Here is a 14,740-nt window from a genome sequence, read left to right as displayed (position 1 = left end):
GCTCAGGGCGGAATACCGTTTGGAGTTGCCCCGGTTTGATGGACAGGTAACAGCTTAACATCTGACGGGGCGGATTGACTAGCTAGAGAGAGTTGTAAAAGTAAATGTGTATGCCTTAGCAACGACGCGATGGCAACGGGCAGTCAGCGCCTTGACTAGTTAGGTGGGATTGTAAAATTAAGCAGAGGGGTCTTGTCCTGATCTGGCGTCTCATCGCGGCGCTGGCTCTGGGCAAGGAGCGAGACGTGTTGCCGGAGGTCGAGGCAGTCCTAGCCGGTGAGGACGCCTCTGATCTGCGCGCCCTCTACGCCGAGGCGCGTTATCGTCTGGGAGATTTGGAAGCCGCTTTGGGGGAGGCCGAGCGGGCCGCGGGGGCGCAGGAGACGGCTATCACGCTCTATACCTACGGCCGCGCGCTGGCCTTGCGCGACCCCGAGGAGGGCTTGAGCTTGCTCGAACGAGGGCTGCGTCTGGCGGAAGCGAATGGCGAACCCCATCATGCGGTCCAGATTGCTCAGGCGCTGGCCTCCCGCTCGAGCACCTTGGGGCGCTACCGAGCGGCGGCGAACTGGGCACAGTGGGGGCTCAGGCTCTACGGGCAACGAGGCATGGATCAGGTCATCGCTCGTCTGCAACTCTTGAACGCGGGAGCTTACGCGCGCATCCTGCTGGGCGAGACGGCCGATTTGGAAGAGGGCTTGCGCCTAGCGCTCCACCATCTGGAAGGGGTTTATCCGAGTTTGTCCAAGCAGTACACCAGCACCCTGGCCGACCTCTTGCTGAGCACTGGAAAGAGCGATGAAGCGTTGCGCCTCTATAGAAACCTGTGGCTGCAAGTCGAGCATCGACGGACCTTGGGCGCCTACGCCAACCTTTACGTCCGGGCTCTTCTTGAAGTCGGGGCGGGCAAAGAAGCGCTCGAGGTCGCCCGGCATGCCGAAGACCTGAGCCGAGGGCTAGGCAACATAAGCCGCCGCCGCGCCCTCCTGGCGCTCGGGATGGCGCTCTGCGAAAGCGAACCTGCTCGAGCCGCCGGCGTTCTGGAAGACGCCCTCGGGCGTCTGCGCGAGCCGCTCCTGGCTCCTGAGCTGGCCCAAGCAGGGCTCTACCTGGCGCGAGCAAAGCTCCTCTTGGGGGACCAAAGCGCCGCATGGAGGGCGCTTGGCGCCGCTGAGGCGGGTATCCGGGAGTTGGGCGGAACTGGATTGCGGTACCTGGCTGGCCCCAGGGAGGCGTTCGAGGGGGCCTTTCGCTTGCTCGAGGGGAAGCAAGGAGCCCTCGAGCTGCGCTTCTTGGGCGGCGTGGAAGCCCGTCTCGAGGGGAAACGCGTGGACCTGAGCCCTCGGCTTGCCGAGCTGTTGACGGTGCTGGCTTTGCACCCCGAGGGTCTTTCCGGCGAAGCCTTGACGCTCGCCGTCTACGGCGAATATGGAGACCCGAGGGTGTGCAAGGCCGAACTGGGCCGCCTGCGCAAGAAGGTACCGCTCAAGAGCCGCCCTTACCGCTTAGGCGTGGAGACCCGCGCCGATCTTCTCGAGCTTATTGAAGAACTGAGTCAGGGTGAGGGGGCTGACCTAGCCAATGAGTTTACGGCCGGTCAGCTGTACCCACGGCGAGCGAGCGTTCTGTTCATCATGACGGCTCGATTTTTTCGGAACCACTGGAAGTACCGGAAAAACCCCAAGACCTATGGAGTAATCCTTATGGACGCTGCACATCTCAGCCAGTCTCTGTACTTGGTTGCCGCAGACCTGGGTTTAGGAGCATTCGTCACCGCGGCAATCAACTCCGTCAACATAGAGTCGAGGCTCGGTTTGGACGGTTGTCGTGAAAGCCCAATTGCGATTTGTGGCGCTGGAATTCCTGCGGATGACCGTTTCGATCCTGAGTTCCATCCGTACACTCCACGAGCAACTATCCTCTGAGTCGGGGCCTACGGAAGGACAGGTGGATGAACAGACAAGCAGTCATGGTCAAGGGTCTCCACAAATGGTATGGGACGTTTCACGCCGTGCGCGGCGTCGATTTCACCGCGCAGCAAGGCGAGATAGTCGCGATTCTCGGTCCCAACGGCGCGGGCAAGACGACGATCCTGGAAATCCTCGAGGGCTACAGGCGGCAGTCCCGCGGCTCCGTGTCCGTACTCGGCTTCGATCCTGGAGAGGGTGGTTCGGAGTTCAGAGCGCGAATCGGCATCGTTTTACAAACGTCGGGCATGTACGAAGAGCTCACTGTCCTAGAGGCCTTGAGTCTTTTTGCCGGATACTATCCGAGGCCCCGAAAGCCGAAAGAAGCCGTCGAGCTCGTAGGGCTGGAGCAAAAGGCGGGTATAAGAGTCAAAGCGCTCAGCGGGGGCGAAAGGCGGCGCCTCGACTTCGCGCTTGGGATCATCGGAAATCCGGAGCTTATCTTTCTCGACGAGCCGACCACGGGATTCGATCCGGAGGCGAGGCGAAAGTTTTGGCGGGTCATCAAGGACTTCGCCTCGCTCGGAAAGACGATCTTGCTGACCACGCACTACATGGAAGAAGCCCAGGTTCTGGCCGACTGCGTGTTGGTCCTTGCCGAGGGACATATCGTGGCAGAAGGCGATGTAACGTCGCTGATCGCAAGGCTTGCGCCCAGCGCAGTCGTCAGTTTCCGAGTGCCGGAAGCAGCGGTACTGGCGAGCCTTCCTCCTGAGATTCGCGATTTGCTTGAAGTGCGGAATAACGAAGTAAGGATAAAAACGCGGGAGCCGGAAGTCATGGTGGACGCTCTTACCGCGTGGTCTCGGCGTAGGGATGAAATGTTGGAGGCACTGCAAGTCATCCGGCCCTCGCTCGAGGACGTGTACCTCGAGCTGGTAGGCGGTCGCTCGAATTCAGATGAGGTCAAAAGTCCATGACAGAAAGTCAGGCCACGCTACGTCAGCGGCGACCTCGCGCCCGCAACGCTTGGCTTGCTATGGCCTTGCGGGAGGCGTGGTGGCAGATTCGACTCTTTTGGCGTGTTCCACCCGCGGCGGTCTTCACCTTTGTTTTGCCCGTAGCCCTTCTCCTACTGCTTTATTGGCGACGCGCTGGGGATGTAGCCTTTGCTGACATAGGCTTTTCTCAGGCGGTGATTCCCGGCATCGCCGCACTCGGCGTGGTGGTCGCTTGTTATGTGAACACGGCGATAGAAGTCGCCTTTGCCCGCGACAAGGGGATTCTGAAGCGCCTCCGCGGCACTCCTTTGCCCCCGTCCGCGTATATCGCCGCTCGCATCGTTTCCGCAGCCGGGATGGGAACGCTTTCCGCCCTGGTCATGATCCTCGTCGGGGTGATCTTTTTCGATATCCAGCTCGGTTGGCTTACCGTACCTATGGTGACGGTCGCGCTCCTGGTCGGCGCTGGATGCTTCTGCGCCCTCGGTCTCGCCGTCGCCTCCGTCATTCCTTCCGGTGAGGCTGCGCCGGCCATAACCAACTTCACCCTCTTTCCGCTCATCTTCTTTTCGGGAATGGTCGCACCTGTAGAGGACAGTCCTCGGTGGCTCACCACGCTGGCCTCTCTTTTTCCCTTAAGGCCCTTTGCCGAGGCGATGAGAATGTCCTTTGATTCCACCCCTCCAGACTGGGGGTTGTGGGCGAGCAATCTCGCCCTTATCCTCGTCTGGGCGGCTGTGGGCGTCCTCTTGGCGTTGCGATTTTTCAGCTGGTTGCCAAGGGAACCTCGTTCCGATAAGGTGAGGTGATGGGCATCAAAATCCAACGCCGCGCCAAAGACGAGCGCCAGGCGGGCTCGAGCCTGCTCGAGGTGCTGTCCTGCCTGCTCTTCCCCTCCCGCTGGAAGGGAAGGACGGCGAGCGAGCTCTCGCGCCTCGATGTGCAGGACAAACTGCCGGCCCTGCTCTACTTTCGCAGCAAGGGCTGCGTGGCCTGTGGCCTCGTCGACATGCGCGTGGTGCAGGCCTGCCTGAAGGTGGGCGTGTCGCTGGCGATTATCGACCGGCATCCGGGCATCGAGAGCAGCATCGAAGAGGGCGGCTGGCAAGACGGCAAGGTCGGCACCGTCGCGGACTACGACGGCGTGATCAACAGGGCCTACGGCGTCGCCGTTTATCCCTGCTTCGTCTTCGTGGGGGGAGACGGCCGCATCGCGCTCAAAGAGGTCGGCGCCAGCGGCAAACCGGAAACGTTCGACCGGCACCTGCTAGGGCGTTTCGAAGGGCTCTCTTTCTGATGGACAGGGCGTGGCTCTCACTAGCTGGACGACAGCCAAAATACCCCAAACACTGTGCTCATGGGTCTGTTTGGCTCGAGCAGCTCGGTCATGGGTCTACCATAGTCCACGGGACGGAGCGGGCATTGACCACCCAGGCCCAGTGCGAGCCTACCGTGAGGGCGGGGGCGTCTTCGGCGCGCCTCAGCCGCTTCGACGAGGCTGCGGGCTGAGCCGCAAAGCCCAAGTGCTCAGAGCAAGATGAGGTTGACGGTGAGCGCGAGGATAACGGTGTTGTAGGCGAACGACAGCACGGTGTGTCCTAAGACGATCCGCCGAAAGGCGCGGCGCGTCACCTTGACGTCGGAGGTGGCGAAGGTGGTGCCGACCGTAAAGGCGAAGTAGGCGAAGTCGAGTTTGGTGGGCTCCCCGCCGCCGGGAAACTCGAGCCCGCCCCCGGCGTCGCGGTAGAACAAGGAGGCGTAAAGCAGGGCGTACGCGGTGTGCAAGATGGCCCAGGCCATGACCACGCCAAGCGCGTGCAAAAGCAGCAACTCGGTCACCTCGCGCTGCGCCGAAGGGAGCAGGCCGACCGCCGCGACGAGACCGAACAGGCTGATGAGGACGATAAACGCCAGGCTCGCTTCCTGGCCGAGCAGGCGCTGCCAACCTCTCGAGCGGGCCTCGACCGACGCCGCCCAGCGAACCGTCTCCTTGGAACTCGCGCCGACGATGACCAGCCAGGTGAGCGTGAGGTAGGTCGCCGCCGCCAGGTTGAGGCCGAGCGGGTAGAGGAGCGCCCGCTCCCAGCCGAGCGTGTGGTGAAGTCCCAAAAAGGCGTAAAAGACGCCGAGCGCGGTGAGCGACCGCCCCCACTCGCTCAGCAGCCATGCGCGCGCGCGCCAAGGGGCCCCGCGCCGAGCGCCGAAGCGGCGCAACGCGCGCCTGGCCTTGCGAAACCCTCCAGCGTTTACCACTGCCTGGTGAATGCGCCGTGGTCTCTTGCTCACGCTAAGCGAGCAAGAGGCGCATGAGTGCGTTCATGATGGTGGTGATCACCCCGAAGACGGGCTCACGAAAGAGCACCAGCACGGCGATGACCAGCAGAAAGCCGTAGCGCTCGAGGCTCCAGAGCGCGCCGTGGACGCGGCCGGGGGTAAAGGCCTGGAGGACCTTGAAGCCGTCCAGGGGCGGCACGGGAAAGAGGTTGAAGATCGCCAGAATGAGGTTGATGCGGGCGGTGATCACCAGGCCCGTCAAGAGGTTGCGGCCGAACTCGCTCGCCAACAGCCCCGCCGCCTGCGAGCCCGCCAGGGGGATGAGCGCCCCGTCCGGGTCCATCCTGAGGCCCAACCCGGCCAGGGCGGCCAAGGCCAGGACGGCCAGGCTGACGTTCACTACCACCCCGGCGATCGACACCAAAAAGAGGCCGCTGCGGTAGTGCCGGAAGTTCTGCGGCTTAATCGGCACCGGTTTGGCCCAGCCGAAGCCGGCCACGAGCAGGAGCAGGGTGCCCAGCGGGTCTAGGTGGCTGAGCGGGTTCAAGGTGATGCGGCCCAGGTTGCGAGCGGTGGGGTCGCCGACCCGGTCGGCCACGAGAGCGTGGGCGAGCTCGTGGAGGACCAGGCTGTAGAGCAGGACCCCGGCGACGATGGCGAAGACCAGGGGGTCGCGTTGGAAGAGGCTGATGAGCACGTGAGCCTAAGCCTGCTAGAGGCCCGGAACAAGCCTGACGACGGCTTCGAACAGGTTCAGGAAAAAGCTCTGGATGGCTCCGGTGATGCCCAGAGCGCTCAGGACCAAAAAGATCACGATGAAGCCGAGCAGGCCGTAAGACGAGATCTTCTGGACGAACTGCCTGACCTGGCGGCTGCCCCAGGCCAGGGCGGCCTTGGCGCCGTCCAGGGGAAAGACCGGAAAGAGGTTGATGGTCGCGTGCAGGACCGCCACGCTCGCCGCCAAGAGAAACGAGCGGTAGAGCAGCAGGCTGCCGGTCACCAAGAAGATGCGCGCGGCTAAAACGCAGACAAAGGCGATGAGCAGATAGGCGGCGGGGCCGCTGTACCAGATGACGGCCTCCTCACGGCCGCGGCCGCGCACGTTGCGGCTGTTGACCGGAACCTGCTTGGGCCAGCCGAAACCGAGGATGAAGAGCAGCAAGACGCCGATGGGCTCGAGCTGCCCCTGCGGGTCGAAGCGCATGTAGCCCGCGTACTTGGGGCTGGAGTCGCCGTAGCGCTGCGCCACGTAGGCCTGCACGACGTTGTGGAAGATAAGCGCGAAGACCATCACCACCGCCACGATGGCGAGGTCGGTGGGGTTGTAAAAGCCCTGCATGAAGTTCAGCAACATAGGTTCACTCCCGGTCCTTGGGCGGCTGGTCCTTTGATGGTCCGGCTGATTGTCCGGCCGCAGCCTCCGCGACCAGTCGCCGGGCCAGGGCCAGCTCCTCTTCAAAAGAGGCGGCCCTGCCGTCGGCTCTGGCGCGCCGCACCTCCGCCAGGACTCTGCCGACCTCGGGGCCTTCTCGCAGGCCCAAGTCTAACACGTCCTGGCCGCGCAACCTTTGCCGCCCGGCTTGCCCTTCGAGGCGCTCGAGTTGCCTTTCCAGCCTCGGGCCGAGCGCGCGCAGGAGCCGCTTCGCCGCGGGCTCGAGCAGCGCGGCCTCCTCGCCGATGGTGCCCTGAAGGCGCGCCGCCCTGAGCACGGCCACCGCCTCCAGCCAGCGCCGCGGCCAGTGAAAGCGCGCGGCGCTCCTGGCGAGTTCCTCGGCGGAGAGCCCCAGGAGCAGCGCCAGCGCGTAGGTCTCGTCGGGCAGCTCGCCCTCCTGCCTGGCCTCGTCGAGCCTGCCGATGAGCTCGGGGTCGTAGGGGAGTGAAAAGGCCTGCTCGAGCACCCCGAACTCGTCTAGGAGCGCCAGGACCGGGCCGACCTGCCGCTCGGCGCAAGAGAGCAAGAGTTCCTGGCGCAGCCGCGCGCGGCTCACCCGCCCCAAGACCTCGGGCGCCAGGGCGCCGGGCACTTGGGCGCGGGTGTCGGGGTGGAAGCGCAGCTTCAGCCTGGCGGCCAGCCGCGCGCCGCGCAGGATGCGGGTCGGGTCTTCGATAAAGGAGAGTGGGTGCAGCGCGCGCAGCGTCTTTTCCTTGAGGTCATGCAGGCCGCCGAAGGGATCGACGAGCTGCGGCGGCTCCGGCAGGACGCGCAGGGCCAGGGCGTTCAGGCTGAAGTCGCGCCGGGAGAGGTCGCGGAGCAGCGAGCTCGGCGAGACCTCGGGCAAGGCGCCGGGGTAAGGGTAGAACTCCTCGCGCGCCGTGGCGATGTCCACCCCCAGCCCGCCCGGCAGCAGCAGCGTGCAGGTGCCGAAGTCCAGGTGGCAGCTCAGGCTGCCGCCCAGCTTGCGCTGCAGGGCGGCGCCCAGGCGCTCGGCGCTGTCGCGGTCGCGGTCGCCCACCACGCCATCCTCCACCACCAGGTCGAGGTCCTGCATAAAGGCGCCCAGGAGCGCGTCGCGCACGGTGCCGCCGACGAGGTAGAGGCTGCCCTGACAGAGCCGCTTGGCCTCCTCGAGCGCTTCCGCGGCCGCCGCCGGCAGGCGCTCCAGAAGCTGCCACTGGGGCGCCTCGGTTTCCCTGGCGGGCTCGGGCGCGTGCAGCGCCGCCAACAGGTCGCTGCGCGACACCACGCCGACCAGCTCGCCGCCCCGCAGGATGGGGATGCGGCCGATGTTGTGCTTTTGTACGAGCAGGGCGAGCTCGCGCTGGCTGGCCGTCTCCTCGGCGGTGATGACGGTGCGGCTCATATAGCCCTTGACCCTGGTCTCGCCCAGGCCGTGCCGCACCGCCTTGTCGAGGTCGCGCCTCGAGAGGATGCCCTTCAGCCGACCGTCCTCGTCCACGACCACCAGGCCGCTGTAGCCGTGGCGCTCGAGTTTGCTCTTGGCCTCCGCCAGGCTGCTGCTCTCGGCGACCGTCACCACCGGCCGGCTCATCAGCTCGGCGGCGGTCCTGGGCGAGGTGGCGTGCTGGCCGAAAGCCTCCAGGGCCTGCGCAAGTGCCTCGTCCAGGCTCAGCTCGGTCGAGGCGAAGGCGGCGACCGTGTGCCCGCCGCCGCCGAGCGCCTCGAGCGCGGCGCCGACGTCGATGGTGTCCGCCTTGGCGCGGGCGATGAGCAGGCTGCGCTCGTCCATCCGCGCCGCCACCAGGGCGGCGTCGGCGTCGTAGAGGTCCATGAGGCGGTTGGCCAAGGGCGAGATGCCGGGCACGTAGTCTTTGGAGGTAAAGCGCGCCACCACCACCCGCTGCCCCCCGACCGTCTCCTCGCGGGCGCTCTCCAAGAGGCTCTTGAAGACCTGCCGCCCCTCGGCGCTGGTGTGCTCGCGCGAGAATTCGCGCAAGAGGGCGAGCTGCGCCCCGCTCCGGAGAAGGTGGGCGGCGGCCTCGTAGTCGTCGGGGGTGGTCAGCGCGTAGCTCAGGTTGCCGGTGTCCTCGTGGATGCCCAGGAGGCCCAGGCTGGCGACCTCGGCGGGGATGGCGACGCCCTGCTCCTTTAGCAGCAGCGTCAAGATGGTGGCGGTCGCGCCCACCCTCCGGCACAGCCCGCCGCTGGCGGGAATGGCCTCGTCCGGCTTGGGATGATGGTCGTAGACGGTGACCGGCACCCGCCCGAAGAGCGCGTCCATGGGCGCGATGCGCTTAGGGTCGGCGGTATCGACGACGATGAGCTCGCTCACCTCTTCCAGCGAAACGTCGCTGGCCTCCTCGAGCTCCAGGTGCGCGCGGTAGAGCCTCACAAAGGCGCGCACCTGCTCCTCGAAGCCTCCCAAGGCCACGGCAACCGCGCCGGGATGGAGGAGCCGGGCCAAGGCCAGGCTGGCGAGCGCGTCGAAGTCGAGGCTGTTGTGGCTGACGATCACTTTCACGCTGGTTCCCAGTCTACAGCCCGGCCCGGTTCTCTTAGAATAGCCGGGTGATTTAAAATAGCCGGGTGATCCACGTCGCCCTCTTCGAGCCCGAGATCGCCGGCAACGCGGGCGCCAGCGCCCGGACCTGCTTGGCGACGGGCTCGAGCCTGCACCTCATCCGCCCACTCGGCTTTCGCCTCACCGACGAGGCGGTGAGGCGGGCGGGTATGGACTACTGGCAGGAGGCGGAGGTGACGGTTCACTCGAGCTTTGCCCTCTTCCAGGAGGTCTTTTCCGGCCAGTTCGCGTCAGAGCGGGTCTTCGCGTTGAGCACAAAGGCGACGCGCCTCTACAGCGAGGTTGGCTACACCGAGGGCGACGTGCTGCTCTTCGGCCCTGAGTCACGGGGCCTGCCCGAGGAGGTCCGCGCGCTGTGCCGGCCCGTCAGGATTCCCATGCGCCCCGAAGTGCGCTCGCTCAACCTGGCGGTGAGCGTCGGCGTGGCGCTCTACGAGTGCCGGCGGCAACTGGGAGCTTGGGATTGACACGCACCGGGGCAAAGTATGGCGAACCTCTTAAGGGGCTAGTCGAGCCTGAAGGTCGTCCCCTCGTCCAGGCTGTCGCAGAAGCTAGCGAGCAGCCCGACGACGTTCTCGAGGTCTTGCAGGTCGATCATCTCGTTGGCCGAGTGCATGTAGCGGTTGGGAATTGACACCACCCCGGTAGGTACGCCGCTGTGGTTCCTGGCGATGGCGTCGGCGTCGGTGCCGGTGCGGCTGGGCGCGGCCGAGAGGGTGTAGGGGATACCCCCTTCTTCCGCCACGCGGATCAGCCTGTCGGCGACGGCGCGCTGGGCGTAGGCGCCCAGGGTGATGACCGGGCCCGAGCCCAGGGGCGAGTCGCCCTCCTGCTTTTTGTCGACGCCCGGCTGGTCGGTCGCGTGGGTCACGTCCACGGCGATGGCCACGTCGGGCTGGAGCCCAAACGAGGCGGTGTAGGCGCCGACGCCGCCGATCTCTTCTTGCACGGTCGCCACCGCGACCACCTCGGCCCCGGTTTTGCTACCGGCCTTGGCCCGTCTGGCGGCCTCGAGCACAATATAGGCGCCGATGCGGTTGTCAACGGCCTTGCTGACCACGCGGCCGTTCAAAAGCTCGAGATAGGGGCCCTCGATCACCGCATAATCACCGATGCGGACGTGCTCTTTGGCCTCCTTGGCGTCACGGGCGCCGATGTCGATCCACAGGTCCTCGAGCTTCGAGACCTTTTTGCGGTCGTCGGGGCTTATCAGGTGAATCGGCTTCTTGCCGATGACGCCCATGAGCTCGGCCCTGTAGCCGACCACCCGCACGCGCTGGCCGACGAGCTGCTGCGAGTCCCAGCCGCCGATGCCTTTGAAGTGGAGCAGCCCCTCGTCGCTGACGTAGGTGACGATCAAACCGATCTCGTCGATGTGGCCGGCCAGCATCACCCGCGGCCTGCCCCCGCCGTGACTGGGATGACCGGCAAAGGCCGCAAAGGCGTTGCCGTAGTGGTCGCTCCTCACCTCGGCGCCATGCCGCGCGGCCTCGTCGCGCCAGACTCGAGCGGGTTTGGCTTCGAAACCGCTGGGGCCGGGGGCGGCCAGGAGGGACTTGAAAAACGCTGTCTGGGATTCGTCCATGAGCCGCATGCTACCATGCGGCAAAGGGGAATGAGGTTCGAGATGGTGCGAGCGGCAAACGAGAAAGGCGCCCCCGGCATCGCCCGGGTTCACGTCGAGAGCTGGCGGACGACCTACCGGGGCATCGTGCCGGAAGACTTCCTGCTGTCGCTGTCGTACGAAGACCGCGAGGCCAGATGGGCTCGCAGCCTCTCGCAGCCGCAGTCCGCCCAGGTCATCTACGTGCTAGAGGAGGACGGGATCGTCGGCTTCGCCAGCGGCGGGCCCGAACGCGAAGGAGACGCCCTCTACACGTCCGAACTCTATACCGTCTACCTCCTCGAGGCCTATCAGGGGCAGGGCAGAGGCCGGGCGCTGGTGCAGGCCGTCGCCCGGGCCTTGCAGGAGGCAGGGCACGAGAGGTTGCTCGTCTGGGTCTTGGCGGATAATCCCGCGCGGCGCTTCTACGAAGCCCTGGGTGGTAAGCTGCTGAAGGAAAAAGCTATCGAGCTGGGTGGCGCGCGCTCTCTGGAAGTGGCGTACGGGATGAACCCGGACGCCTTGACGGCGGGCTAGGCGGGCCCGCGCTGGGTGGGATGGCAGCAAGTGACGGACAGAGCCAAGGACAGAGCCAAGGACGGCGGGATTCATGACATGCGTGACGGGAACCGTGAGTCCGCCCCGGCGGACCTGCACGGGCGTCGTGACCGGTTGCGGGTTGCCTACCCGGACCTGCCTGCCGAGCTTCAAAGGTGTGGCCTCGAGCGGTTTCGCGCCTTGGCGCGCCGTCAGGCTGACAGCGATCTCGCCGACGTCCTTCTCGCGGCGCTCCTCGGTGACGAGCCCGCGCTCGAGCGTGCCTTCCGGCATTCGGGCCGGGCGCGGCAGGAGTGCGCCCGAGAGGCGGCGCGTAAGGCGGCGCGGGCCTTGTTTCAGGCGCTGCCGGGTGGGACGGACGCCCTTGCCCCGCGCGCGGTCGAGACGCTACTGGCCGCCGTGCTCGAGGAGAGTGCTGCCTTGGAAGCTCAGGTGGGTGGACCGTCCCGTGACGCTTCGGGGCTCGCCGAGGCCTTTAGCAGGGCGCTCGCCGACGGGCAAGAGGTCGAGGCCGCCTACCGCCGCGCCATCGCAGAGCTCGCGGCCGAGCTGTACCGGGCGGTCGGTGGCGACCTCGCCGCCAGGGTTGGCCAGCTCCTTTCGGGCGGTGGGACTTTGGATGGTGGGGGAGCGGGCCCCGTTGGGACAGGCGCCCACGAGGTCCGACCCTTGTGGCTACGGCCCGGCTCGCATCTTCTCTTGAGCGTGGATCACACCAGCTTGAGCTGCGCGCGTTATCTCTCCGGTCTTCAGGAGCCTTCCAGCGACTCCTACGGCTTCGACGAGCTACGGAGTGCTCGAGCCGGGCGCGGCAAGCGCACTCTTGAAGTCACGGTCAAGGTCGACGCTGCTCCGTCCCCTGGTCTGCGTGAGGCGGGGCTCGAGTACGTAGCCAGCCGCCCCAGCGAGCTCAAGGCCAAGGTCTTCGCCCTCGTCCTGGCGCTAGCAGTCGAGGCGGCGGCGCAGGGGCAAGGGCGTTTTCGCGTGCGCCTGAGCGAGGTTATGGCGTTGCTCGGCTTCGCGCTGGGCCGCCGCACCAGCAGCTCCTACTACTGGAGCTACGCCGCCGAAGTAACGCGTTATCTGCTCGCCGACCTGCCCAGCCGGGTGGTGGCGATGCAAGTCAGCCTGCCGCACCAGCTCGAGCCCCTGGTGGTCTTCGAGCGCCTTCTGGCCCACGCCTCGGCCGTCGCCTCGGAACCGGGACTGCTTGAGGCTGCGGTCCTATCCGTCGTGCAAGGAGGCGACCCCAGCCTTCTGGCGCGGGCCGTCAGGGAGGCAGGGCTACAGGGTTTCGAACTCGAGCTGAGCGAGGACATGATGCGCGCGCTTGGCCTCAGTCGCCCGATGAACGCGCTCGAGGAGGTGCCCGCGGCGCTCTTCGCGCTCAAGGGACCCGCCTTCTGGCTCGCCTGGCAGGTGGCCTTTTTGCGCCGCTGGGCCGCGCCGCCGGGGAGCGGCAGGGGCGGCAAGATCCTCCTGCGGGTCTTGCAAGAGGCGGGCTATGTGACGAGGTTCAGCCGCGGCGCCAAGGTGCGCTTCAAGGACGCGCTCGCTGCCTGGTGGAGTGACGTCGGCGAGCTTGTCACCATGGGCCTGCTCGACGAGCCCGGGGTGCGGCTCCACGGCTGGCGCGGCGGAGGCTGGCAGGAGATCTCGACGGAACTCAGCCGGCTCCTGGACCCGGCGGGGGGCCGCGTGACCGAACGTGCCCTTCAGGAGACGCGCGTCGTCTACGCCATCCCCGCCGAACGGGTCGCGCAGTTGCAAGGCGCTCGGCGCCGCAGCGAGAGGTTGAAAAAGGCGCGTGGCCGCCCTCCGGCTGGTTGACAGACACGGCACTGTGGCTGACAAAAGCAGCACTAAGGGTGATAAAGAGCGCACTCCGGAATCGCTCGAGGCCGCTCCAGGAGCCAGAGGACGAGCGCTCGGGGTGGTTAAATCATTGATTCACTAAGCCCTGCCGGTCCGGTGTTCTCTCACTAGGGCCGCTTGCGCATACTGAGCTTGCGCCCGCGGGTGGTCACGCCCTAGGACCCGCGGCCAGAGAGAGAGGAAATCATGACCAAGGTTCTCTACTGCAAGGACATCGGCTTCGACTGCGGTTTCGTGGCGAAAGCCGAGAGCGAGGAGGCGCTGCTCGAGCAGGCCGCCAAGCACGCCGAAGAGGTCCACGGCCTGAGCGACCTGCCGCCGGAAGTCGTCGCGCAGGTGCGCGCGGCCATCCGCGAGGAGTAGGCGCGTGGCAAAGATCCTCGTCCACCTCACCCACGGCCCGGAGCACCCGACCCGGGCCGCGCTGGGCTTTTTGGTCGCTAAGAGCGCGCTCGAGGAGGGCCACGCCGTCACCCTCTTTCTGGCCGGCGACGCGGTGCAACTCGTTCGCGACGCGGTGCTCGAAAACCTCGCCGGCCTCGGCACCGGTAAGCTGCGCGAACACTTTGACGCTGTGGTCGCCGGGGGCGCCAAGCTCTACCTCTCCGGCATGTCCTGCAAGAGCCGGGGCGTCAGTGAAGCCGATTTGAAGGATAAGCCGCTCGAGCTGGCGACGCCGAACATCCTCGTCAGGCTCGCCCTGGAGCACGACCGAATGTTCACGTGAGGAGACGATGAAAGCTTATCGACCGTTCCGGCATTGGCTGTTGCTCCGTGGGCTGAGACCTCGCGGTCCAGACGGTGACAGGAGGAAACGATGAACGCACGCAGCCTTAAGCTCTGGCTGCACCTCTTCGCGCTGCTGTCTGTGACGGCCTGCGGCGGCAACGCGGGAGCGCCTAACCAGCCGCCCACGGCGTCCTTTACCGCCACGCCGTCCGAGGGTGCAGCACCACTGGAGGTCCTCTTCGATGCCTCGGCCTCCGCCGACCCCGACGGGAGCATCACCGCCTACGCCTGGGATTTCCGTGATGGCAACGCGGGCGCGGGCCGGACGACCCGCCACACCTTCACGGCGCCGGGCAACTACGAGGTGAAACTGACGGTGACCGACGATGGCGGCAAGACGGGCGAGACGACACGGACGGTGGCGGTGACGGCTTCGAACGGCAACGACGGCGACAACCGCGCGCCGCTTGCCCGTGACGACTTGGCGGTGACGAATTGGCGGTGACGAATCTGGGGAGGCCCGTCACCATCAACGTCCTCGCCAACGACGAAGACCCCGACGGCGACCCCCTCACCGTCACGGTGGTGAGCAACCCCGCTAACGGCAGTGCCGCCATCAACGAAGGTGCCACCGTCACCTATACCCCGAACGAGGGCTTCGTCGGCACGGACGCTTTCACCTACGAGATAGCGGACGGGCGCGGCGGCGCGGCGACGGCGACGGTCACGGTGCAGGTCTCGGCCTTCAACGAAGTGCACTACCTCCCCGGCATGCGCACCCTGGTCTACCACCAGGGCCGCTTCTACCACGTC

General features: G+C 66.2%; 16 protein-coding genes. 11 read left to right on the top strand and 5 right to left on the bottom strand.

Annotated elements, in window-relative coordinates; genetic code table 11:
* Positions 1-245 precede the first annotated feature (245 nt).
* Genes M3498_05825 through M3498_05810 form a run of 4 tightly spaced genes read left to right on the top strand, consistent with a single transcriptional unit; the run spans position 246 to position 4,205 of the window.
* Positions 246-1,925, top strand: a complete 1,680-nt coding sequence (locus tag M3498_05825) for a nitroreductase family protein (protein ID MDQ3458803.1) — start codon at positions 246-248, stop codon at positions 1,923-1,925.
* 26 nt (positions 1,926-1,951) lie between these two features.
* Positions 1,952-2,887, top strand: coding sequence for an ABC transporter ATP-binding protein (locus M3498_05820; GenBank protein MDQ3458802.1), 936 nt, complete (start codon positions 1,952-1,954; stop codon positions 2,885-2,887).
* A 59-nt stretch (positions 2,888-2,946) separates the two neighbouring features.
* Positions 2,947-3,717 (top strand): ABC transporter permease, encoded by a 771-nt coding sequence (locus tag M3498_05815; GenBank protein ID MDQ3458801.1) that lies wholly within the window; start codon positions 2,947-2,949, stop codon positions 3,715-3,717.
* The gene (locus tag M3498_05810; GenBank protein ID MDQ3458800.1) at positions 3,717-4,205 is read left to right on the top strand and encodes a hypothetical protein; all 489 of its coding nucleotides are present in this window, start codon (positions 3,717-3,719) and stop codon (positions 4,203-4,205) included. The genes M3498_05815 and M3498_05810 overlap by 1 nt, the downstream gene beginning before the upstream one ends.
* Positions 4,206-4,435: 230 nt before the next feature.
* Here the strand turns inward: M3498_05810 and M3498_05805 are convergent, their stop codons facing one another.
* The 4 genes from M3498_05805 to M3498_05790 are packed head-to-tail and all read right to left on the bottom strand — an operon-like array spanning position 4,436 to position 9,102.
* Positions 4,436-5,194: a DUF1345 domain-containing protein gene (locus M3498_05805; GenBank protein ID MDQ3458799.1), complete on the bottom strand. Its 759-nt coding sequence runs from the start codon at positions 5,192-5,194 to the stop codon at positions 4,436-4,438.
* Position 5,195: 1 nt separating this feature from the next.
* Entirely contained in the window at positions 5,196-5,879 is a 684-nt protein-coding gene (locus M3498_05800) for a site-2 protease family protein (GenBank protein MDQ3458798.1), read from the bottom strand.
* Between the two features lie 15 nt (positions 5,880-5,894).
* A complete protein-coding gene (locus M3498_05795; protein ID MDQ3458797.1) occupies positions 5,895-6,536 on the bottom strand; it encodes a site-2 protease family protein in 642 nt (213 codons plus the stop codon).
* Positions 6,537-6,540: 4 nt separating this feature from the next.
* Positions 6,541-9,102, bottom strand: a complete 2,562-nt coding sequence (locus M3498_05790) for a CBS domain-containing protein (protein ID MDQ3458796.1) — start codon at positions 9,100-9,102, stop codon at positions 6,541-6,543.
* A gap of 65 nt (positions 9,103-9,167) precedes the next feature.
* On the opposite strand from M3498_05790, the gene M3498_05785 reads away from it, so the two are divergent.
* Positions 9,168-9,629, top strand: a complete 462-nt coding sequence (locus M3498_05785; GenBank protein MDQ3458795.1) for a tRNA (cytidine(34)-2'-O)-methyltransferase — start codon at positions 9,168-9,170, stop codon at positions 9,627-9,629.
* A 38-nt stretch (positions 9,630-9,667) separates the two neighbouring features.
* Here M3498_05785 and M3498_05780 read toward each other — a convergent pair whose 3' ends face one another.
* Entirely contained in the window at positions 9,668-10,747 is a 1,080-nt protein-coding gene (locus M3498_05780; protein ID MDQ3458794.1) for a M42 family metallopeptidase, read from the bottom strand.
* A gap of 42 nt (positions 10,748-10,789) precedes the next feature.
* Here M3498_05780 and M3498_05775 point away from each other — a divergent pair, with 42 nt between their 5' ends.
* From M3498_05775 to M3498_05750, 6 genes are all read left to right on the top strand, one after another.
* Positions 10,790-11,302 (top strand): GNAT family N-acetyltransferase, encoded by a 513-nt coding sequence (locus M3498_05775; GenBank protein ID MDQ3458793.1) that lies wholly within the window; start codon positions 10,790-10,792, stop codon positions 11,300-11,302.
* 30 nt (positions 11,303-11,332) lie between these two features.
* On the top strand, positions 11,333-13,153 hold the full coding sequence (locus tag M3498_05770) for a hypothetical protein (GenBank protein ID MDQ3458792.1): 1,821 nt from the start codon (positions 11,333-11,335) through the stop codon (positions 13,151-13,153).
* Positions 13,154-13,384: 231 nt separating this feature from the next.
* Positions 13,385-13,561 carry a DUF1059 domain-containing protein gene (locus M3498_05765; GenBank protein ID MDQ3458791.1) on the top strand — a complete coding sequence of 59 codons (177 nt, stop codon included), beginning with the start codon at positions 13,385-13,387 and terminating at the stop codon, positions 13,559-13,561.
* A 4-nt stretch (positions 13,562-13,565) separates the two neighbouring features.
* Positions 13,566-13,925, top strand: a complete 360-nt coding sequence (locus M3498_05760) for a DsrE family protein (GenBank protein ID MDQ3458790.1) — start codon at positions 13,566-13,568, stop codon at positions 13,923-13,925.
* Positions 13,926-14,015: 90 nt separating this feature from the next.
* Positions 14,016-14,432, top strand: a complete 417-nt coding sequence (locus tag M3498_05755) for a PKD domain-containing protein (GenBank protein MDQ3458789.1) — start codon at positions 14,016-14,018, stop codon at positions 14,430-14,432.
* On the top strand, positions 14,429-14,740 hold a 312-nt coding region (locus M3498_05750), incomplete at its 3' end, for a cadherin-like domain-containing protein (protein ID MDQ3458788.1). The genes M3498_05755 and M3498_05750, both read left to right, overlap by 4 nt.

The organism is Deinococcota bacterium (assembly GCA_030858465.1).
Classification (GTDB): Bacteria; Deinococcota; Deinococci; order Deinococcales; family Trueperaceae; genus JALZLY01.
Note: the sequence above shows the minus strand (reverse complement) of the source record. Positions and strands in the feature narration are given on the sequence as shown.